This is a genomic window from Rhodococcus sp. BL-253-APC-6A1W, from assembly GCF_012843405.1.
GTDB lineage: Bacteria > Actinomycetota > Actinomycetes > Mycobacteriales > Mycobacteriaceae > Rhodococcus.
Window position 1 is genome coordinate 90450 of record NZ_JABAFB010000005.1, and the last position, 20934, is coordinate 111383.

A 20934-nucleotide genomic window follows, 5' to 3' on the forward strand; every position below is an offset into this window, starting at 1 on the left:
GCCGTTCAGCCGGCCGACAGCCCCAGTTCGCCGAGTTCGCGCGCGACCCGGCCGGGGTCGTCGACTTCGACGGCCAGAAGAATCTCCCGCAGTGCGGACGCCGCTTCGGGGATCAGCCGTCGCAACCAGGACACGTCGGGTGACGCGAGGGCCTCCCGGATGTCGAAACCGCTCAGGGCCGCCGCGGTCCCGGACAGCAGCGCCACCACGTCCTGCGTGCTGGTCGCGCGGGCGACGTAGCCCGTGTCGGCGTGGGCGAGGACCGCGAGGAAGTCGGAGACCGCGCCGAGGCCGTGACCTGCGGGAAGACCCGGTACATGTCCGGCTTCGGTGAGTGCGCGTGCGGTGTCGGCGAGCGTGTCGTCGGGTCCGTCCACGTATACGGCCAGCGGTGCGGGTGCCGTGACTGCGAGGACATCGTCGAGGACGTCGGGAGTGCACCCGATCTGGTAACGCACCGGTCGCCAGCCCGCCGGCGCGGGGGGCGGACCCGACGTATCGAGTTCGACGACGAGGTCGCGGCCCGGAGGGACGGTGATCGCGCGGGCCGGGACGATCGGAGGCGCGAACAGCGGTCCGGTGACCTCGCGGTCATCGTCCGGCGAGTCGTACCGTCCGGTCAGCAGCCCGTCCAGCAACCCGCGCGGCTCCTCGCGGGACGGCGGCATTCCGAGGGGAAGGGGGATCGGCACGCATCCCAGATTAGACCCGGGACCTCTTGCCTCCCCGAGGACGATGACTTAGGTTTGCCTCACCTACATAGCCAGGAGGGGTTGTCATGCACACCACCACGTCCACCGCCGTCCCCGCACCCACCACGGCCGAACGCGTGCGCACCGCCCTCATCCGCGCCGACACCTCCCGCCTCGCTGTCGACGGCTGCGATCCCGTCCCCACCACGATCCACCACCTCCATACCGACGACGACCTCGCCATCGTCGTGCCCGCGCACAGCCCCGCCGCCGCACTCACCCGGCATGCGGGCAGCGCGGGACTATCCGCGGTCCTCGAACTCGCCGACCACTCACCGCTGGCCCTCCGCAACCCGGTGCGCTCGCTCATCTGGTTCAGCGGCACCCTGCACCCGGTCCGGGACCCTCGCCTGCTCGCCGCGGAAATCGCGGAAACCCTGCCTCATCCGGAACTTCTCGACGTGGGCCACGGGTCCGAACTGCTGCGGCTGAGCCTCGATTCCGTCGTCGCGGCGGATACGACCGGCGCGGAGGCCGTGAACGTCGTGGATGTGCTCGACGCCGCGCCCGACCCGTTCGCCGCACTCGAGACCGCGTGGCTCGAGCACCTCGAAGAACAGCACGCGGACCTGGTGATGCGCATCGCCCGCCGGATTCCGGAAGCCCAGAGAGGGGGACGAATCCGTCCGCTCGGCATCGACCGGTACGGCGTGCGGCTGCGGATCGAATCGGGCCGCGGCGACCACGACGTCCGCATCCCGTTCGACGAACCGGTCGACGACCCCTCCGGGCTGAGCCGGGCGTTGCGCCTGCTGGTCGGATGCCCGTTCCGGAACGGCCTGCACCCTCGCCTGCGCCGGGAGGACTTCGGATCACGCTGACGCTAACTGTGGTGACCCCCGCGCTCGAACTCGATGATGATCATCAGCCCCCGGCACCGTCCGGGCGGACTCACCGTCGATCGTTCGAGCCCGAGGGAAGTACATGTTCCGCCTACGTCACGCCGGATTCACCACCGCAGCCGCATTCGTCCTGACCGCGGTCGTCGCGTGTGGTTCGGGACCCGCGGGCGGCGGTCTCTCGCCCGACAGTCCGCTTCCGACCGACATCCCCGCCGGGACGAAGATCGTCATCGCCGACCAGGGCGAACGACAGCAGGTCGCGCTGGCAGCGTCCGGCAACCTCGACTCGCTGCCGTTCGAATACGAGTTCGCCACGTTCCAGGGCGCACCGTCGATCCTCGAGGCATTTCGCGCCGACGCCGTCGACGTGGCGTGGGCAGGCGAGATCATGGCCGTGCAATCGCTCGTCGCGGGCGACGACGTGCGGGTGATCACCGCTGTCCAGACCGACAACAGCCTCAACTTCGGCGTCGCGCCGGGCTCCGACATCGACTCGCTGGCCGCACTGTCGGGCAAGCGCATCGGCTACGCCGAGGGCACCTCCCAGCAGGCGTTCGTCCTCCGCGCGCTCGACAAGGCCGGTCTCGACGTCGACGATGTGACACTCACGCCGATGGCACTCGCCGACTTCCCGGACGCGCTGCGATCCGACCAGATCGACGCCGCACCGATGAGCGAACCGGTGTTCTCCCGGTACATGCAGACCCCGGGCGCCACCGCCCTCCCCCGCGACGAGATCGCCGATCTCAGTGACGGGATCTCCTACCTGTACTCGAGCGCGAAGGCACTGTCCGATCCCGCGACAGCGGCCGCGATCCGCGCCTACGTCGGTGCGTACATCGCCTCCGTGGACTGGGCGAACGACAACCGCGACGCGTGGATCGACGAGTACTTCGTCAAGAGCCAGGGCCTGACCGTCGAGGACGGGCGCCGCATTCTCGACGCCAACGGCCCGACGACCTTCCCGAGACTCGACGAGAACCTCGTCGCCACCCAGCAGCACACCGTCGACGTGATCGACGCGGCCGGCGAACTGCCACGACCCGTCGAGGCAGCCGAAGCATTCGACCTGCGCTTCGACGAAGTAGTTCAGGCCGCGGTAGCCGACGCCGGCGCCGGACACGTTCGCAACTGATCTCCGAGGGGACCTTTCTCATGACGCACCGCCAGCTCAGCCTCAACGCCTTCATCTACCCGACCGGCCACCACGAAGCATCGTGGCGTCACCCCGGGAGCGCACCCGAGCGCATCTACGACGTGCACTACTTCCAGGAACTGGCACGTGCAGCCGAAGCCGCCAAACTCGATGCGGTGTTCTTCGCCGACGGGCCCGCGCTGCGCACCGAAGTGCGGTACCGGCCCGACTACGGCCTCGAACCGATCACCACGCTCGTCGCGATGGCCACGGTCACCACGCATCTCGGCCTGATCGCCACCGCGTCGACCACCTATTACGAGCCCTACAATCTCGCGCGGCTCTTCTCGTCGCTCGACCACATCTCCGGTGGCCGCGCAGGATGGAACATCGTCACCACCGCGTCCGATGCCGCAGCGGCGAACTTCGGCCTCACCGACCATCCCGACGTACGGCAGCGATACGCACGTGCACGCGAATTCGTCGACGCCACAGTGAAACTGTGGGATTCGTGGGAGGACGACGCCGTGGTCGCCGACAAGGCCGCGGGGGTCTACGCCGACCCGGACAAGATCCACCGCGTCGACGTGGAAGGTGAGTACATCAGCGTTCGCGGCCCGTTCAACTCGGCCCGATCCCCGCAGGGCCGGCCGGTCCTGGTCCAGGCCGGATCGTCGAACGACGGACGCGATTTCGCCGCGAACTATGCCGAGGCGATTTTCACCGCACACCAGCGGATCTCGGATGCGCAGGCGTTCTACCGAGACATCAAGCTCCGCGCGGCGGACGCCGGACGCAATCCCGACCACGTCAAGATCCTCCCCGGCCTGAGCCCGTTCCTCGGCGCGACCGAGGCCGAAGCACAAGAACTGCACCGCGAATTCAACGAACTCACCATCGTCGAGTACGGACTCGGGCAACTACAGAAGATGGGGCGGATCGACGTCTCCGGACTGGACCTCGACGCCGTCGTGCCGGCCGAACTCTTCGCGGGAGCCGGCGACATCACCGACAACGACAACAGCCGGCGTCTCGTCTTCGCCAAGATCGTCGAGCGTGAACAGCCGACGCTGCGTCAACTGCTCCACAAGCTTGCCGGAGCGCGCGGGCACAACGTCGTCGCCGGAACCCCGGTGCAGATCGCGGACATCATCGAAGAGTGGTTCACCCGCGGTGCGGCCGACGGGTTCAACATCATGCCGCCCCAGTACCCCCAGGGACTCGAGGCGTTCACCAGCACCGTCGTCCCGATCCTCCAGGAGCGCGGACTGTTCCGCACCGAGTACACCGGTACCACCTTGCGCGACCACTACGGCCTGACCCGGCCGGAAAGCCAGTACGCACGCACTTTCGCGAGTTCCGGGACGGCCTGACTCTCCCCCGACGAAAGGACAAGCCACATGAGCGTGCCCACTGTCGACCTCCGGCGATTCGGGAGCGGCCTCGCCGGGGACGGCGCCACCGACCAGAAACCGGACCTGGACAACGAGCCGGGTCTGCCTCCTCGGCGCGGCCGTAGCCGCCTCGCACCCGGACGGCCGATCAAGTTCGGCCTCGCCATCGGACCGACGATCCTGCTGGCCGTCTGGATCGTGGCGTCGGCGACCGGGCAACTCGACCCGAAGACACTGTCGGCACCGTGGACGGTGGTGACCACCGCCTGGGATCTGATCGCCGACGGCCGCCTTCAGAGCAACCTGCTCACCTCCGTGCAGCGTGCGGTGATCGGCGGCGTTCTCGGTGTCTTCTTCGGGTTGCTGCTCGCTCTGATCTCGGGCCTGTCCCGGATCGGTGAAGCGCTCCTCGACGGCCCGGTGCAGATCAAGCGGTCGATTCCGACGCTCGCACTGATGCCGCTCGCAATCCTGTGGTTCGGCATCGGCGAGGAGATGAAGATCCTGCTCATCGCCCTGTCGGTGTTCGTGCCCGTCTACATCAACACCTATTCGGCACTGCGCGGCATCGACTCCCGCTACGTCGAACTCGCCGAGACACTGGACCTTTCGCGCGCGCAGTTCGTCCGGCGGGTGGCCCTGCCCGGCGCGCTCCCGGGGTTCTTCACCGGTCTCCGCATGGCGGTGACCGTGGCCTGGCTCGCCCTCGTCGTCGTGGAACAGGTCAACGCGACGAGCGGTATCGGGTTCCTCATGTTCCAGGCCCGCACCTACGGGCTCACCGACATCATCATCGTCGGCCTCGTGGTCTACGCGATCCTCGGCTTCGGCAGCGATCTGCTGGTCCGCTCGGCAGAAAGGAAGGCGCTGGCATGGCGCAAGACGATCGGAAGCTGACGGTCCGCACCTCGGGCCTGAGCCGGGGATTCGACGGGCGCGCAGTCCTGCGCAACGTCGACCTCGAGATTCGCGAAGGCGAGTTCGTCGCACTGCTCGGCCGGAGCGGGTCCGGCAAGAGCACGCTGCTGCGCGCCCTCGCCGAACTCGACCACGGGGTGCCCGGGTCGGGGGAGATCGACGTGCCGCGCAAGCGAGCGGTCGTCTTCCAGGATTCCCGGCTGCTGCCGTGGGCCCGTGTGCTCGCCAACGTCACCCTCGGACTCACCGGCACCGACGCGACGGAACGTGGCCGGACAGCGCTCGCCGAAGTCGGCCTCGCCGGCCGGGAGTCGGCGTGGCCCAACGAATTGTCCGGCGGTGAACAACAGCGGGTCTCGCTTGCGCGGTCGCTCGTCCGCGAACCCGAGTTGCTTCTCGCCGACGAACCCTTCGGTGCACTCGACGCGCTGACGAAGATCAAGATGCACGCGCTGCTCCAGGAGTTGTGCGCGGTGCACCGGCCGGCGGTGCTGCTGGTCACCCACGACGTCGACGAAGCGATCGCGCTTGCCTACCGCGTGCTGGTGCTCGATCACGGTTCGCCGGCGGTGGAACTGACGATCGATCTGCCACACCCGCGAGCGGCGCACCCCCTGCAGACGGCGGAGTATCGGCGGATTCTGCTCGAGGCGCTCGGCGTCGAGGTCGCGGCGTGATCTAGGCCGAACGAGACCGCCGCGGTCCGGCACAGTGACACCGCCGGGGTCCGGCACAATGACACCGGTGACGACGCTTCGTTCCTGGCTGAGCCCGCCGGCGCAGAACCCCGCCACGCCTCTCGATGCCCCCGCACGCCGCGCGCTGTGGATCGAGATCGCGATCGTTCTGCTCGTCACGTTCGGGCTCAGCGGTCTCTCGTCGATCCTGTCGCTGCTCGAGGCGGCGCTCGCACCGGAGCCGTTGTCGGACCGGACCGTTGCGCTGAACAGCCCGCAGTCGTCACAGCAGTTCATCGATCTCGCCCGTCAGCTCCTGGGCATCCTCCGGCTGTCGGCCTGGGGAGCGCTGGGCCTGTACCTGCTCTGGCGCAGCGGCTTCGGCCCGAAAGCCGTGGGTCTGGCCCGTCCGTATCTCCGCCGGGATGTACTGCCCGGTGTCGGGCTCGCCGCCCTGATCGGTTTCCCCGGCCTGCTGCTCTACCTCGGCGCGCGCGCGGCGGGACTGAACCTCACGGTCGCGCCCAGTGTGCTGGCGGACTACTGGTGGCGCGTGCCCACCGAGGTGCTGTGGGCAGTGGCGAACTCCGGTGCCGAGGAGATCCTCGTCGTCGCGTACATCCTCACCCGCCTGCGGCAACTGGGCTGGTCGGAGAACTCTTCACTGTTCGCGTCCGCGGTGCTGCGTGGCAGTTATCACCTGTACCAGGGCCTCGGTGGCGGGTTCGGCAACGTCGTGATGGGTCTCGTCTTCGGCCGGTATTGGCAGCGCACGGGCAGGTTGTGGCCCCTGGTGATCGCCCATGCCTTGATCGACACCGTGGCATTCGTGGGATATCAGGCACTCCGAGGACACGTGTCCTGGCTGCCGTGACCGTACAGTTGTGCGAGTGAACGGCGATCCTCGAGACCCTCGGAACAGGCCGCGGCCACCGCAGGGACCTCCCCCGCAGCGGCCCGCGCCGATCCGCCGTCCCGTGCCTCCGCCCCGGGCGACGCCGCCTCCCGAGGGAACACAGGTGATTCGCCGCGACGGACGACGACCCGCACCGCCCCCGCAGGCGTGGTCGCAGGCCCCCACGCCGACGTACCGTCCCCCTGCCCCGCCGCCCCCGCCGCGGCGCCAGCCACCTCCCCGCGTGCCCGCGCCGCAGGAGGAGGCGTCACGCAGTCGCGACTGGGCGCCCACGCAACGGCCCGAACGAATCGCCGACGAACGCTCTCGCGGCGGGACTCCGCCGCCTGTTGTTCCGCCGGTGCGGCGCAAGCCCGCCGCGCAACCCGAACCACGACGACCACGCCCCGGCGCCGGACGACGCACGATGCGGCGCCTGGGTGCGGTCCTGGCCGTACTCCTCGTCGCCGTGATCGGCGGGACGATCTACCTCGACGGCACGCTCGACCGCGTCGACGCGCTCGCCGCGTACGACGGGCGCGGGGGCGACACCCCCGGCACCAACTGGCTGCTCGTGGGCTCCGACAGCCGAGTCGGCCTCACCCCGGAACAAGAACAGGAACTCGCCACCGGCGGCGACGTGGGTACCGACCGGACCGACACGATCCTGCTCATCCACGTACCGAGCGGCGGAGGCGCGACCACCATGGTGTCGCTGCCCCGCGATTCCTATGTGGACGTGCCGGGCTTCGGGCGGGACAAGCTCAATGCGTCGTTCGCACTCGGCGGACCCCAGTTGCTCGTACAGACCGTCGAAGGCGCGACCGGCGTGCACATCGACCACTACGTGGAGATCGGCTTCGGCGGGTTCGCGTCGATCGTCGACGCGGTCGGCGGAGTCGATATCTGTGTCCCGTACCCGATCGACGATCCGCTGGCCGGTCTGTCGCTCGAGGCAGGGTGCCAGGAACTGAGCGGACCCGAGGCTCTCGGGTTCGTGCGCACCCGCGCGACACCTCTCGCCGACCTGGACCGGATGAACAACCAGCGGCTGTTCCTGTCCGCTCTTCTGGGCAAGGCAACAAGTCCCTCCACGTTCCTCAACCCGTTCCGCGCGGTGCCGCTCGCGACGGGCGCCGCCGGGTCCGTGCGGGTCGACGAGGACGATCATCTCTGGGACCTCGCGCGACTGGCGTGGGCGATGCGCGGTGAGACGTTGACCGCGACGGTGCCCGTCGGAGGATTCGAAGACGTCTACGGCATCGGCAACGTGTTGCTGTGGGACCGCTCCCGCGCGGCGCCGTTCTTCGATGCGTTGGCGAAAGATCAGCAGATCCCGGCTGAATTGCTGACGCCCGGACCCTGACATTGCGGTCTCCGCGGCCCGATATTCTCGCGAAATTCGGGGCGGAGATATTCGGCCAGGCAACCCTGAATTGACCAAGGCAAGCCGAAGCTTTGAAGAGTCAGCCTAGCCAAAGCTTGGATGATTTATCACCTGACCTGCATTAACGTCTTGATCATGACGACAATGGGCGAAACGCACAAGACCAAATTCCATTCGCTGCTGCACGACCAGATCCGCAACGAATTCAATGCGTCGCACCAGTACATCGCCATCGCGGTTTTCTACGACAACACCGATCTTCCCCAGCTGGCGAAGCACTTTTACGCGCAGGCAGTGGAAGAACGCAACCACGCCATGATGATCGTCCAGTACTTCCTGGACCGGGACATGGCCGTCGACCTCACCGGTGTCGACGCCGCACAGTCGATGTTCGACAACGCGCGCGAACCGATCGCGCTGGCTCTCCGCCAGGAGCGGTCCGTGACCGACCAGATCGTCGAGCTGGCCCGCACCGCGCGCGACGAGGGCGACTACCTCGGCGAGCAGTTCATGCAGTGGTTCCTGCAGGAGCAGGTCGAAGAGGTCGCCACGATGACGACGCTGCTCACCGTCGCCGACCGCGCCGGCTCCAACCTGTTCAACCTCGAGGATTTCGTCGCGCGGGAGCTCAACTCGAAGACCCGCGAACTGCGCGGCAACGCGCCGACCGTCGCTGGCGGCAGCATCTGACGCGACCTGCAGCCCACAGGGCCCGAATGCCACAGTTCCCGGATCACCGGCGAACTGTGGCATTCGGCTTTGCGGGGGACTTCTCTCGGCCCCGGGAAAATCAGCGCAGGGTGATCTGACGACTGCGGATTCCGTCGCGGGAGCGCAGCTCGGCAGTGGTCAGCGGCTCGTCCACGGCCAGCGCGGCATCGAGGCGCGCGCCGAGTTCGAGTGCGGGTTCCACCCATTCGTCGGCGTGCTTCTCCCGGTCGAGATCGAAAACCGGAACCAGCAGTCCGTGCGTGCGGAACGACCCGGCGAAGCGTGATCCCTCCCCGAGGTGGAGGCCACCGGCCGCGTGCACGCGCGACAACGCGGCCATGAGCGCGTCCTCGTCCTCGGGCCGAACCCAACGCAGGTGTGCCTTCTCGCCGGGATCCACCCACCACGCACCGACCAGCCCGTCACCGTTCAGACGCGCCGAGGGCAACACCGCGCTGTTGGCGTGCTGCACGGTGTGCGCAATGTCCTGGCTCGGCTCGACGCCGGCCGGAATCCACCAGTTGAAGTCGGTGTGCACGGTGATCGGGGGAACAACATTCGCGTCGAGCAGGTCCTGCAGCCGCGGGGTGTCGTCGTCCACGGTCGCGGTCTGCAGCGACGATCCGGGCTCGGCCGTGCGGGCCCACTCGATCGCGGCGGCGAGTTCCCCGGCCGGGTCCGGGCCGTACCCGCTCGCGAGCTGCAAGCCGACGTACGCGACGGTCTCGTCGTCTTCTTCGCGGACCAGCGCCGCGACGCCACCCGGAAGGATGGTCGCACCGACGATCTTGCGTCCCTCATCGGTCAGCGGCAGGTCGACCAGTGCGGACGGAACGAACTCGCGCAGCGCGACGAGGTCGCATTCGAATGCGAGGCCCTCGAACGGTCGCGTGGACGCGGCGACCGCGGCTTCCCGCTCCAGTCTCCGCTGCTCGAGCTTGGCGGCGCGGTTGGCACCGGGCTTGGGTCCACTGTTTCTCTTGCTCTTCTTGGCCACGGCGCCAAACTACACGCCCGGCCTGCCCGCCCGATCTATACGCCGTGAGCAGCGTCGAGTTGCAGCTTGGTACGGCCCGGATGGTTGGTGGCCACCCATCCGACGCCGAGTTCGCGGCACAGCTCGACGTCTGCGGGGTCGTCGACGGTCCAGCAATACGTCGCACGGCCCGACGCAGCGGCACGGTCGACGAGATCCCGGTGCTCCCGGAGCGTCATGATCGACGGGCCGATCGCGGTGGCGCCCACGGTAGTGGCAGCACTCCCCCGCAGATACCGGGAGGTCTCGCCGAGCAACACGGTGGGCAGCAACGGAGCTGCCCGGCGGATCCGCCATACCGCGCTGCCCGCGAACGACATCACCACCACGCGGGAGAAGTCGGCCGACGCAGGCGTCGCGAGCCCGAAGCTCGCCAGCGCGTCGAGCAGCTTCGCCTCGACCAGCGCACCGTACCGGACGGGATGTTTGGTCTCGACGAACAGTTTGACCGGCACACTCGTCCAGTCCATGACGAGCTCGAGCAAGCGGTGCAGGGTGAGCAGTTCCGCAGGTTCACCGGGCTTGCCGTAGTCGTGCTCGGACAGTTCGGCGAGAGTCATCTCGCTGACGACACCCGTTCCGTCGGACGTGCGGTCGATCGTGCGGTCGTGGATGCACACGAGGTGCCCGTCACTGGTGAGCCGCACATCGCACTCGAGTCCGTCGGCGCCTTCCGCGAGGGCCAGTTCGTACGCGGCGAGAGTGTGCTCGGCCTTGGCCGCCGACGATCCCCGATGTGCGACCACCCGAGGGCGATCCACGGCGCTCACGTGCTTGCCACCGGTTGGGGTACGTCGTCGCGCTCGTCCTGGGTAGCGGCCGGAGTGTCGTCCTGCGACAGGGACGCCGTGTCGGCCGGGCTGCCGGCGGTCGCGGCGCGCGGCACGATCGGGGCAATCGGCGCGTATGCGGGTCCGTTGGCGTAGGTGAATCTCCGGTGGCGCAGCGGCCTGCCCCAGATGTCCGTTCCCTCGAACAACCGCACCACGTGCAGCGTCGTGAGCGCGACCGCCGTGGCCAGCGCCGCAGCGAACGCCGCGAGCAGCACGCCGTCCGCACGGGCCTGGATCGTGTCGCGCTGACGCCACAGCACGACCACGACGAACATCACCGCGTCGAGTACCCACAGCACCCACCAGATCCGGATCGCCCGGAGAAGCCTGGGGTCGCGACCGGCGATCTCGGTGAGGAGCACTCCCGGCATCGCGAGGTTGACTCCGGGCACGACGACACCGAGCAGCACCGTCGGCGACGGCCGGGGATCGACCTCGCCGCGTTCGGCGAAGACGCGCCGGCGTAGTTCGAGCAGGCGCACCGCGCACGCGACGGCCGCGGCGAGCGCGACGAACGGTGCACCCACCTGCGTCGCCCACACGGCGGCGTCGGAGACCGCGAGAGCCAGCGGGTCGACGAGTCTGGTCCGGTTGAACACCAGCAGTCCGTACCGGAACGCCTCGGCGAGAGCCGCGAGGCCGAACACGACGGCGGCGCCCACGAGGAGTGTCGGCGCGAGATCGGAGATCGTCTCGCTACGGCTCGGTTCGTACTCGGTGTCGACCGGCCGCGGATCTGTCAGTCCCCAGCGCGGTATCTCCCGGTATCGCGGCGTCGGAGCCGTCCCGCGCGTGCGCGTGGGCTCAACGGGACCGATCGGTACCGCCGGGCGCGCGACCCAGCGAAAGTTGCGGCGCGACGGGGGAACCGGAACGTCGGTGGAGACGGGCGAGAGCAGGACGCCACGGCAGGATGGGCACCACTGCCGGGGCTGATAGGTCACCGGCCAGCGGTTCTCGCACCGAACACAGATCTGGTAGGCGGCCATCAATAGATCTTCGCGGGTTCATCACCGTCGGAAACCAGGGGAAGACCGCTCTTCTGCCACGCCACCATGCCACCGTTCACCTGGATGGCGTCGTACCCGATGCGGTTGAGGTACTGGACTGCGCCGAGCGAGCGTCCGCCCTGGCGGCAGACCACGTAGACCTCGGCATCGATGTCGATTTCCTCGAGTCGTGCTGGGACGTCGGCCAGCGGAATGTGGACCGCGCCGGGTGCGTGTCCGAGCGCCCATTCGTCGTCTTCGCGTACGTCGAGGAGTACAGCGGCGGCGTTGGTCTCTGGCACCTCGTCCACAGACACGGTGGGGACGTCGGAAAAACTCACGATTCCAATAGTGGCACGTGCTGCGGGGCGATGCAGCCGAGGACGCTTCACTACGCGCTCGTGTCACCTCCACACACCGCAGGTCCTGGAGTTATCCACAGTTTCCACAGGTTCATCCCCAGGCTCTACCGGAGGTAGGGATGCCCGGCTCGAGATACGTCACATCGTCGGTCGTTCGGTACGAAACCCGGGAGAGGGGGGCACCTGAAATGATGCATTCATGGAACTACGAATCTTCACCGAACCTCAGCAGGGCGCCACGTACGACGATCTTCTCGCCGTCGCACAGACAGCCGAGCGGCTCGGTTACGGCGCATTCTTCCGTTCCGACCACTATCTCGCCATGAACGCCGACGGCCTGCCCGGCCCCACGGACGCGTGGATCACGCTGGCCGGACTCGCGCGCGACACCTCGACGATCCGGCTCGGCACCCTCGTCACGTCGGCCACGTTCCGCTATCCCGGTCCGCTCGCCATCTCCGTCGCACAGGTCGATGCGATGAGCGGCGGCCGTGTCGACTTCGGTTTCGGCGCAGGATGGTTCGAGGAGGAGCATCTCGCCTACGGCATCCCGTTCCCGTCCCTGAAGGACCGTTTCGACCGGCTCGAGGAGTCGCTGGCCGTCATCACCGGACTGTGGGACACACCCGTCGGCGAGACGTTCTCGTACGAGGGCACGCACGTGCGGATCCAGAACTCACCGGCGCTTCCGAAGCCGCAGCAGCAGCCCCATCCGCCCATCGTGATGGGCGGCGCCGGCAAGAAGCGCACACCCGCCCTCGCCGCACGGTACGCCGACGAGTTCAACGTGCCGTTCATGTCGGCCGAGGACACCGAGGTGTTGTTCGACCGTGTGGCAGGGGCATGCCGCGACGCCGACCGCGACCCGGCCACGCTCACGTACTCCAATGCCCTCGTGCTGTGCTGCGGGCGCGACGAAGCCGAGATCGCCCGCCGCGCCGAACGGATCGGCCGGGAGGTCGGCGAGCTGCGCGAGAACGGTCTCGCGGGCACCCCCGCGGAGGTCGTCGAGAAGATCAAGTGCTACGCGGCGGTCGGCTCGCAGCGCATCTACCTGCAGATGCTCGATCTCAGCGACCTCGAACACCTCGAGCTGGTCGCGGCGGAGGTCATGCCGGCCGTGCGCGACCTGTAGCCCTCACAGCTGGAAAACGGTGGCTCAGTAGCTGCTGGTGGAGCCGAGGAACGCCTCGATCTCCCGGTTCCACCGGCGGCGACGGGTGCGCTCGAGTCCCCACCGCGCCGACTCGAACATCGTGATCGCCAGCGCGACCGACAGCGCCCACAGGAACACACCGGCGCAGACGGCAGAGACCTTGGCGGCGGCCACCGTGAGCGGAGGGTCGGCGAGTTCACCCGAACGGGCGTCGACCCACACCGTCACGTCGCCCCCGGTAACGGACCAGCTGTCCACCGGAACCACGGCCCGGCGCTGCTCGTCCCCCCACTGCCAGGTGGCCGACGCGGGGGCGGTAACCGACGACGCGACCTCTCCCCCTCCCGGCGCGGCAGGGTCGGGCGCGGACTCGAGGGTCGCGGAGACCGGGGTGCGTTCGGTGCTCTGCTTCTCGGCGAGCGCTACCCAGGACTGCCACGATCCGGCGCCGACGACCCCGGCGACCGGAATCGTCAGCGCGAGGGTGGTGAACAGCACGAAGAACAACCACGCTTCGATGCGGTCGGCCCGGCGTACGAGCGGATTCCCGCCGCGCCGGCTGCGGCGCATGCGCGCGAGGTAGTCGCCCGCGCACGTCGAGGTTTTCACGGTGACCGGTCCTCCCCCTCGGCAGTCGTGTTCTCCGAGGATGCGACGGTCGTCGGCGGATTTCAAGACGCGACGACCGATTCGCGCACCCCGGACTCACGCTCCGGGAGGTGCCGGGAACGGGATCAGGCGCCGAGCCCCACCGGGCAGCTCACGCCGGTTGCGTGCACCGGGCAGTAACCGTGGGGATTCTTCGCGAGGTACTGCTGGTGGTAGTCCTCGGCGTAGTAGAAGTGCGTCAGAGGTGCGATCTCGGTGGTGACAGCGCCGTAGCCGGCTGCCGCGAGCCGCTCGCCGTACGCTTCGGCCGTCGCCTCGGCCATCTCGATCTGCGTCTCGTCGTGCGTGTAGATCGCCGAGCGGTACTGGGTTCCCTGATCGTTACCCTGCCGCATCCCCTGCGTCGGATCGTGGTTCTCCCAGAACTCCTGCAGGATGCGCGCGTAACCGATCACCTTGGGATCGAAGACGACGAGCACGACCTCGGTGTGACCGGTCCGGCCCGAGCACACCTCTTCGTACGTGGGGTTGGGGGTGTAACCACCGGCGTACCCGGCGGCGGTCGAGTACACGCCGTCGAGTTGCCAGAACTCCTTCTCCGCACCCCAGAAGCACCCCATCCCGACCACGGCGGTCTGCAGCCCCTCGGGGAAGGGGGGAACGATGCGATTGCCGTTGACGTAGTGGGTCTCGGGAACGACTACGGGCTCGGAACGCCCGGGTAGTGCGTCCTCGCGGGCCACCATCTGCGACTTGGAACCTGCACGGGCCAGAATCTCGTCGAACCAGGACATGTCCCGATGCTACGCGCGGGGCCCGGTGGTGGCCGGTTCCGCGGCCACCGTGCGGGCCGGGGTGAGCCACCGGGTGCTGATCCAGCGCGCGGCGGGTACCTCGACACCGCGGTAGACCACTTCCGACACGAGGGCGCAGCCGAGCAGCACGCACACGATCGCACCGGTCTGCCCCACCACCCCGACCGTGTTCTCGTAGATCCGGTACATCACCAGGGTGTGCGTGAGGTAGATGGCGTAGCTGCGGGTCGCGACCCAGTCGACGACCCGGAGATGCGCGAAGCGGCCGTTGTAGCGGGAGACCAGCACGACGCATGCGAACACCACGGTGATGGTCCACAGGTAGCGCGTCCCCGCCCAGTACACCTGGGTGTCGGTGGCGAGCACGATCACGTGGACCTGCGCCAGCAACGCCAGGACGAGCCCGCGGCCGGAGATCAGTCCGGCCCATCCGAGGTAGGCGATCTGCCCGAGGAACACCGTGGGGAGCGTCGCCGCGATCCGGGAGAGGAAGGGCACGCTGTACGGCTCCGGGATGTACAGGTTGTAGATGAGCACCAGCATGCACAACACGGCCCCGAAAACGGGAATGATGAGCGGGTTGGCGCGCAGGAGCGAGCGGCCGGCGACGCAGTACAGGTAGAAGACGATCTGCACGGCGAGCGTCCAGGCGACTCCGAGCACGGCCACCTGCGGCTTCAGGAAGAAGGCGCCGAGGATGAAACTCAACGCGGCCTCGGAGTTCGAGACACCCGTGTGACCACTGAACATGCCGTTGATACCGAGCCGGACCAGCACGATCGCGGCGAGGATGCAGACCCAGAACGCGGGAACCAGGCGCGCGGCGCGGGCGATGAGGAAACGCCGGGGTGATTGCCGCATGGCGGACCGGGTGATGAGGAGCCCGGTGAGCATCATGAACGCCGCGACCCCGACGAACGACAGATGCTGGTTCAGCCCGGCCCCGTCGACGAAGACCCGGTACACGAGGTCGATGCCCCACCATCCGGTCCCGAGGTCGTCGATCAGATAGAACGAGATGTGGGAATAGACGACCGCGAGCACTGCTGCGAACCGCAGCAGATTGACGCCCGGAAGATCCACGCGAGGTGCGTCGACCCCGTTCGCGGGTTCGTTCAGGAAGGGCCGATACACCGCCCAATGTTAAGGTTCCGCTCTCGAGCGTCACCAATTGGTCCAGCTCGACCGGGGTTTCTGCTGGTCGCGGGAGATGTCCTCGCGGGAAACGGCGATTCTCGTCGCTGCCGCCCCGAGCCTCGTGGGCGTACGTCCGAGTGACAGCTGTGGTTGCGCGGGGTGTACTTATGAGTTGGGGTGGAAACCACACGGTGTGGGTAATCCACACAAGTGTTGTGGTGAAACCCGCAAGGCACGGAAACAACCGCACGGGCCCTACCGGGCTCGCAAAGAAGGGACCCTCGTGGCTGAGTACACACTTCCGGAACTGCCCTACGACTATGCAGCGCTCGAGCCGCATATCTCGGCGAAGATCATGGAGCTGCACCACGACAAGCATCACGCGACCTACGTCGCAGGTGCGAACACCGCTCTCGAGAAGCTGGCCGAGGCGCGCGAGAACGGCACGCTGGCCGCTCAGGCAACCAAGCTCGAGAAGGATCTCGCCTTCCACCTCGGTGGCCACACCAACCACACGGTGTTCTGGCAGAACCTCTCCCCCGAGGGTGGCGACAAGCCCGAAGGCGAGCTGGCCGCGGCGATCGACGACGCGTTCGGTTCGTTCGACAAGTTCCGCGATCACTTCTCCGCGAACGCGAACTCCATCCAGGGCTCCGGCTGGTCGATCCTGGCCTGGGATTCCATCGGGCAGCGTCTGCTCATCGTGCAGCTGTACGACCAGCAGGGCAACATCCCGATCGGCCTGACCCCGCTGCTCATGCTCGACATGTGGGAGCACGCCTTCTACCTGCAGTACCAGAACGTGAAGGCCGATTACGTCAAGGCGTTCTGGAACATCGTGAACTGGGCCGACGTGCAGGCTCGCTTCGACCGGGCACGCACCCAGACGGCAGGTCTGATCGTCTAGAGCCCGAGGCTCCGATCGGCTGAGCCGAATCGGCTGCGCCGGATACGAACGGAGGGACGCCGCAGCGCGGCGTCCCTCTTGCCGTATCCGGCCCCCACCCGGACTGGCACTCGGCACCTCTTGTGTGCAAGCACGAGAAGTGGGCATTCTTCGTCTACCGGCCATAGGGCCGGGAACCGGCTTGCAACGGCGCGACCGGACCGGCTCGAGTGGATCGGGGTGGGTTCGATGACGGACTACGCACACGGACGGATCGAACTCGCCGCATTTCACGCGGCAGGAGCGCTGCGCGGTTTCGTCGTGTCGGGCAGGTGGCCCGACACGACCCGGGAGTGGACGCAACTGCTCGCGCTGACGGTGCGCGTGGCATCGTTGCCCGGACTGCTGCCCACCTCGACCGTGTTCGGGGTCAAGGAGGAGTTGCCCGACGATCCGGAGCCCGGAACGGTCGGATTGCTGATCGCCGAGGGGCCCGTCATCGGCGCCGAAGCCGTGACGCCGGAGCGATTCGCGGACTGCCGGCCGTCGGCGCTCATCATGTTGCATCCTCCGTCGGAGACGGCTCCGACGCTGCCCGAGAATGCGGGTGCCGCGTCGGGGTGTGTGTTGTTGCCGGGCCTCCCCCACCTGGGCCTCGACCACCGGGCAGCCTGGGTAGAAGCGGAGCCGGACGGTACCGTGACGTCCCTGGTGAGCAGGGTCGGAGTGAATCCGAGCAGTGATCCCGACACCGCAATTCTGGCGATGCTGCTGGCCGCGTGACCCGCACCCGCACAAGAGAGTTCGGTTCTCCGAAACTGAGCATGCCCTTTACCGATGCGCTGTCGGGCCGGTATCGTTTGCTTCGCGAAGGGGAGTAGCCCCCAATCGCCGAGTCGACATACTGGCGGCGCCGCGCAGGCGGACCGCCCGGCACGGCGAACCGGACGGTAGTCCGGTGGGCGAGACCTTCGGCCGTCGGCGCACCGTGCCCGACGTCCGGAGGAAGCCCAATTTTCCTCCAGCGGGTGAGGAGGAATGCCGATGTGGTCCGCCGTCGTACTGAGCTTCGCAGTCATCTTCGTGGCCGAACTGGGCGACAAATCCCAGTTGATGGCCATGACGTTCGCGTTGCGGTACCGCTGGTGGGTCGTCCTGACCGGCATCCTGTTCGCCACGACGGCCGTGCATCTCGTATCGGTGGCCGTCGGGCACTATCTCGGCGTCGCCATTCCCCCCGTCGCGATGTCCATCGTCGGCGGCCTCGCGTTCCTGTTCTTCGGTCTGTGGACGTTGCGAGGAGATTCGCTCGACGACGCCGAACAATCGAAGGCCGGACGCGTGGCGCGTTCCGCGTTCCTGGCCGTGGTCTCGGCCTTCTTCCTCGCGGAACTCGGCGACAAGACGATGCTCGCGACCATCACCCTCGCCGCCGACAACGACTGGGTGGGCGTGTGGATCGGATCGACCGTCGGCATGGTTGCCGCCGACGCACTCGCGATCATCGCCGGTGCGGTGCTCGGCCGTCACATGCCGGAGAACGCCATCCGGCTCGGCGCGTCCGCCTTGTTCTTCGGGTTCGGCGCGTGGATGCTCGGCGACGGACTCGCGCCGGACTCGGCCGTGGTCGGTCCGGTCGCCGGAGGGATCACCCTCGTCCTCGCCGCTGCGGGGGCGGTCGTCGTCGGGAGGCGGGCGGCACGCCGGACGACTGCGGAGGTTCCGGCTCCCGTCGAGCCCTGATGTCCACCCGGCTTCCCGGCGTGACCAACGACACCGCGTGAGCGCCGAACATCCGGGCTCCTCTCGCTCCAGAAGAGTATGCTTGCCGATAGGCAAATACTTTGGGAGTTGAATGACACCACCGATGGGAAGCACACACTTCGACGACGACGACATCCACCGCCTGCGCATCGCCCTCGGCCGGATCGCCCGGAGCGTCGGCCGGTCCGCAACCGACGAGGGGCTCACCCGGTCCCAGTCGTTGCTGCTGACGACCGTGGCGAAGCACGGGACGATCGGGGTGCGCGAACTCGCGGAGCACGAGGGACTCAACCCCACAATGTGCTCGCGGATGGTCGGCAAGCTCGAAGAAGCCCAACTCGTCACGCGTTCCTCCGACGCCGGCGACAAGCGCGTCGTGCGGATCCACATCACCCCGGCGGGGGCGCGGCAGTCGGATGAGCTACGCGCTCGCCGGACGGCGATGTTCGCCCGGCACCTGGCGGAACTGGACGACGACCGACTCGACGCACTCCACGACGCCCTGCCCGCCCTCGAAGCACTCGGTGAGCGCATGTGCCGGGGACGGGAGGTGCGTGAGTGACCGTCATCGACGACATCCGCGGACAGACGTTCGCGGCCCTCCGCGGGCCCAACTTCCGCCGCTACATCGGCGGTCAGGCGATTTCACTCGTCGGCACATGGATGCAGACCATCGCCCAGTCGTGGCTCGTCCTCCAGCTGACCGGCTCGGCCACCGCCATCGGCATCGTCCTCGCCCTGCAGACCGTGCCGATGCTGCTCCTCGGGCCGTACGGCGGGGTGATCGCGGACCGCACCGACAAGCGCCGGCTCATGATCGGGCTGCAGAGCCTCATGGGTGTGCAGGCACTCGTGCTGGGTCTGCTCGTCGTGACCGGCACCGTCGAGTTGTGGCACGTCTACGTGCTCGCCGTACTGCTCGGCCTCAATCAGTGCTTCGAGAACCCCGCACGGCAGTCCTTCATGCTCGAAATGGTCGGGCCCGACGATCTCCGCAACGCGGTGAGTCTCCAATCGGTGCTCGCCTCGTGTTCCCGCATGATCGGCCCGGCTGTCGCGGGCATCGTGATCGCCGCAGGTGGTATCGGACTGTGCTTCCTGCTCAACGCGGCAAGCTTCGTCGCCGTCGTCACGTCGTTGCTGACACTCGACGTGTCGAAACTCGTGCCCTCACCGCCCGCAGCCCGCGCGCGCGGCCAGCTACGCGAGGGACTCGCCTACGTGCGGCGCACATCCGATCTCGCGGTGCCTCTGCTGATGATGGCGCTGGTGGGATGCCTCGCCTTCGAGTTCCAGGTCGTGCTTCCGGTGCTTGCCGACCAGACGTTCGACGCGGGTGCCGAGGCGTACGGCTTGCTCACCGCAGCGATGGGTGCGGGATCGGTAGTCGGCGGTCTCGTGGTCGCGACCTGGGGGCACACGGGCACCAAGCCTCTCGTCCTGACGGCGCTCGCATTCGGTGTCGCAATGGCCGTAGCCGCAGCGTCCCCGACCATGCCCATCCTGGTGGCGACGATGGTCGTCGTCGGCGCTCTGAGCGTGACCTTCACGTCCACCACCAACAGCACGCTCCAGCTCACCGCCGCGCCGACCATGCGTGGCCGGGTGATGGCCCTCTGGTCCGTCGCCTTCCTCGGCTCCACCGCGATCGGCGGTCCCATCGCCGGCTGGGTCTGCGAGCAGGGCGGCGGGCGAGCCGGGCTGTTGCTGGGCGCGGGCGCGTGCCTCGTCGCCGCCGCGATGGGTGCCGCGGTGATGCGCCGACGGGCTGCGATCGAACTGACACCTGCACGCTAGGGTTCGTGACGGACCACACACGCGTGCCGCAAGGCCCGGACGAGGAGTTACGAACAGTGGAAATTCAGGGATCTGCCGCACTGGTGACCGGCGCCGCATCCGGCCTCGGTGCCGCCACCGCCCGTCGCCTCACCGACGCGGGGGCCACCGTCTTCGGTCTCGACCTCGAACAGTCGATCGAGCGCGTCGGCGACGCGGCACCCGAGGGCGTCACGCTCATCCCCACCGACGTGACCAGCGCCGAGGGCGTCCAGTCCGCGATCGACCGCATCGTCGAGTCGGGACTGCCGCTGCGCACCGTCGTCAACTGCGCCGGCGTCGGCTGGGCCGGCCGGATCCTGTCGAAGAACGGGCCGCACGACCTCGAACTGTTCCGCACGGTCATCACCGTCAACCTGCTCGGCACCTTCAACGTCATGCGCCTCGCCGCCGATGCGATCGCCAAGACCGAGCCGGTCGACGAGTCCGGCCAGCGCGGCGTCGTCGTCAACACCGCGTCCGTCGCCGCGTTCGAGGGCCAGGTCGGGCAGATCGCCTACTCCGCGTCGAAGGGCGGCGTGCACGGCATGACCGTTCCCGCAGCGCGCGACCTCGCGCAGTACGGGATTCGCGTCAACACCATCGCGCCGGGCATCGTCGACACCCCGATGCTCGCCGGCGTCACCGAGGAGTACCGCAAGGGCCTCGAGGCGGGCGTGCCGTTCCCGTCGCGCCTCGCACAGCCCGCCGAGTACGCACAGCTCGTGCAGATGATCGTCGAGCACGACTACCTCAACGGCGAGACCATCCGCATGGACGGTGCGCTGCGCATGGCGCCGCGCTGATCCGCGACGCACAAC

The 20934-nt window shown here is 68.1% G+C and carries 23 protein-coding genes; 15 read left to right on the forward strand and 8 right to left on the reverse strand.

The features are described 5' to 3' along the window. Positions 1 to 5: 5 nt before the first annotated feature. Positions 6 to 668 (reverse strand): hypothetical protein, encoded by a 663-nt coding sequence (locus tag HF877_RS08890; protein ID WP_169621061.1) that lies wholly within the window; start codon positions 666 to 668, stop codon positions 6 to 8. Between the two features lie 110 nt (positions 669 to 778). On the opposite strand from HF877_RS08890, the gene HF877_RS08895 reads away from it, so the two are divergent. The 8 genes from HF877_RS08895 to HF877_RS08930 all read left to right on the forward strand — a co-directional run bounded on the left by HF877_RS08895 (position 779) and on the right by HF877_RS08930 (position 8690). Continuing rightward, positions 779 to 1573: a DUF2470 domain-containing protein gene (locus HF877_RS08895; RefSeq protein ID WP_169620807.1), complete on the forward strand. Its 795-nt coding sequence runs from the start codon at positions 779 to 781 to the stop codon at positions 1571 to 1573. A 103-nt stretch (positions 1574 to 1676) separates the two neighbouring features. Continuing rightward, positions 1677 to 2729, forward strand: coding sequence for an ABC transporter substrate-binding protein (locus HF877_RS08900; RefSeq protein WP_169620808.1), 1053 nt, complete (start codon positions 1677 to 1679; stop codon positions 2727 to 2729). Between the two features lie 20 nt (positions 2730 to 2749). After that, complete coding sequence (locus tag HF877_RS08905; RefSeq protein WP_169620809.1) at positions 2750 to 4102, forward strand: LLM class flavin-dependent oxidoreductase; 1353 nt, start codon at positions 2750 to 2752, stop codon at positions 4100 to 4102. A 27-nt stretch (positions 4103 to 4129) separates the two neighbouring features. Next, entirely contained in the window at positions 4130 to 5020 is an 891-nt protein-coding gene (locus HF877_RS08910) for an ABC transporter permease (protein ID WP_169620810.1), read from the forward strand. Beyond that, positions 4996 to 5718, forward strand: a complete 723-nt coding sequence (locus tag HF877_RS08915; protein WP_169620811.1) for an ABC transporter ATP-binding protein — start codon at positions 4996 to 4998, stop codon at positions 5716 to 5718. The genes HF877_RS08910 and HF877_RS08915 overlap by 25 nt, the downstream gene beginning before the upstream one ends. A gap of 58 nt (positions 5719 to 5776) precedes the next feature. Then, positions 5777 to 6592: a CPBP family intramembrane glutamic endopeptidase gene (locus tag HF877_RS08920; RefSeq protein ID WP_169620812.1), complete on the forward strand. Its 816-nt coding sequence runs from the start codon at positions 5777 to 5779 to the stop codon at positions 6590 to 6592. 145 nt (positions 6593 to 6737) lie between these two features. After that, on the forward strand, positions 6738 to 7979 hold the full coding sequence (locus tag HF877_RS08925) for an LCP family protein (RefSeq protein ID WP_296550643.1): 1242 nt from the start codon (positions 6738 to 6740) through the stop codon (positions 7977 to 7979). Between the two features lie 156 nt (positions 7980 to 8135). Then, entirely contained in the window at positions 8136 to 8690 is a 555-nt protein-coding gene (locus tag HF877_RS08930) for a ferritin (protein WP_169620813.1), read from the forward strand. A 100-nt stretch (positions 8691 to 8790) separates the two neighbouring features. On the opposite strand, the gene HF877_RS08935 is transcribed toward HF877_RS08930, so the two are convergent. From HF877_RS08935 to HF877_RS08950, 4 genes are read right to left on the reverse strand one after another with little or no spacing between them, the layout of a single operon-like run. Beyond that, positions 8791 to 9708, reverse strand: coding sequence for a DUF5926 family protein (locus HF877_RS08935; protein ID WP_169620814.1), 918 nt, complete (start codon positions 9706 to 9708; stop codon positions 8791 to 8793). 35 nt (positions 9709 to 9743) lie between these two features. Continuing rightward, a complete protein-coding gene (locus tag HF877_RS08940; protein WP_169620815.1) occupies positions 9744 to 10517 on the reverse strand; it encodes a glycerophosphodiester phosphodiesterase family protein in 774 nt (257 codons plus the stop codon). After that, positions 10514 to 11569, reverse strand: coding sequence for a DUF4328 domain-containing protein (locus HF877_RS08945; protein ID WP_169620816.1), 1056 nt, complete (start codon positions 11567 to 11569; stop codon positions 10514 to 10516). The genes HF877_RS08940 and HF877_RS08945 overlap by 4 nt, the downstream gene beginning before the upstream one ends. Then, on the reverse strand, positions 11569 to 11910 hold the full coding sequence (locus HF877_RS08950) for a rhodanese-like domain-containing protein (RefSeq protein WP_169620817.1): 342 nt from the start codon (positions 11908 to 11910) through the stop codon (positions 11569 to 11571). Before HF877_RS08950 ends, HF877_RS08945 begins: the two co-directional genes overlap by 1 nt. A 220-nt stretch (positions 11911 to 12130) precedes the next feature. Here HF877_RS08950 and HF877_RS08955 point away from each other — a divergent pair, with 220 nt between their 5' ends. After that, positions 12131 to 13066, forward strand: coding sequence for an LLM class F420-dependent oxidoreductase (locus HF877_RS08955; RefSeq protein WP_169620818.1), 936 nt, complete (start codon positions 12131 to 12133; stop codon positions 13064 to 13066). A 24-nt stretch (positions 13067 to 13090) separates the two neighbouring features. Here the strand turns inward: HF877_RS08955 and HF877_RS08960 are convergent, their stop codons facing one another. The 3 genes from HF877_RS08960 to HF877_RS08970 form a co-directional block, all read right to left on the reverse strand. Continuing rightward, complete coding sequence (locus HF877_RS08960; protein WP_346765097.1) at positions 13091 to 13696, reverse strand: hypothetical protein; 606 nt, start codon at positions 13694 to 13696, stop codon at positions 13091 to 13093. A 125-nt stretch (positions 13697 to 13821) separates the two neighbouring features. Next, entirely contained in the window at positions 13822 to 14490 is a 669-nt protein-coding gene (gene msrA / locus HF877_RS08965) for a peptide-methionine (S)-S-oxide reductase MsrA (protein WP_169620819.1), read from the reverse strand. 9 nt (positions 14491 to 14499) lie between these two features. After that, entirely contained in the window at positions 14500 to 15594 is a 1095-nt protein-coding gene (locus HF877_RS08970) for an acyltransferase (protein WP_169621064.1), read from the reverse strand. Between the two features lie 337 nt (positions 15595 to 15931). On the opposite strand from HF877_RS08970, the gene HF877_RS08975 reads away from it, so the two are divergent. The 6 genes from HF877_RS08975 to HF877_RS09000 all read left to right on the forward strand — a co-directional run bounded on the left by HF877_RS08975 (position 15932) and on the right by HF877_RS09000 (position 20919). Next, the gene (locus tag HF877_RS08975) at positions 15932 to 16555 is read left to right on the forward strand and encodes a superoxide dismutase (protein ID WP_169620820.1); all 624 of its coding nucleotides are present in this window, start codon (positions 15932 to 15934) and stop codon (positions 16553 to 16555) included. A 228-nt stretch (positions 16556 to 16783) separates the two neighbouring features. Continuing rightward, complete coding sequence (locus HF877_RS08980) at positions 16784 to 17317, forward strand: peptidase (protein WP_169620821.1); 534 nt, start codon at positions 16784 to 16786, stop codon at positions 17315 to 17317. A gap of 261 nt (positions 17318 to 17578) precedes the next feature. After that, on the forward strand, positions 17579 to 18277 hold the full coding sequence (locus tag HF877_RS08985) for a TMEM165/GDT1 family protein (protein WP_169621065.1): 699 nt from the start codon (positions 17579 to 17581) through the stop codon (positions 18275 to 18277). Positions 18278 to 18401: 124 nt separating this feature from the next. Then, complete coding sequence (locus HF877_RS08990; protein ID WP_206036871.1) at positions 18402 to 18860, forward strand: MarR family transcriptional regulator; 459 nt, start codon at positions 18402 to 18404, stop codon at positions 18858 to 18860. Further along, complete coding sequence (locus HF877_RS08995) at positions 18857 to 20095, forward strand: MFS transporter (RefSeq protein ID WP_169620822.1); 1239 nt, start codon at positions 18857 to 18859, stop codon at positions 20093 to 20095. The genes HF877_RS08990 and HF877_RS08995 overlap by 4 nt, the downstream gene beginning before the upstream one ends. 56 nt (positions 20096 to 20151) lie before the next feature. Then, positions 20152 to 20919, forward strand: coding sequence for an SDR family NAD(P)-dependent oxidoreductase (locus HF877_RS09000; RefSeq protein ID WP_169621067.1), 768 nt, complete (start codon positions 20152 to 20154; stop codon positions 20917 to 20919). Positions 20920 to 20934: the final 15 nt, after the last annotated feature.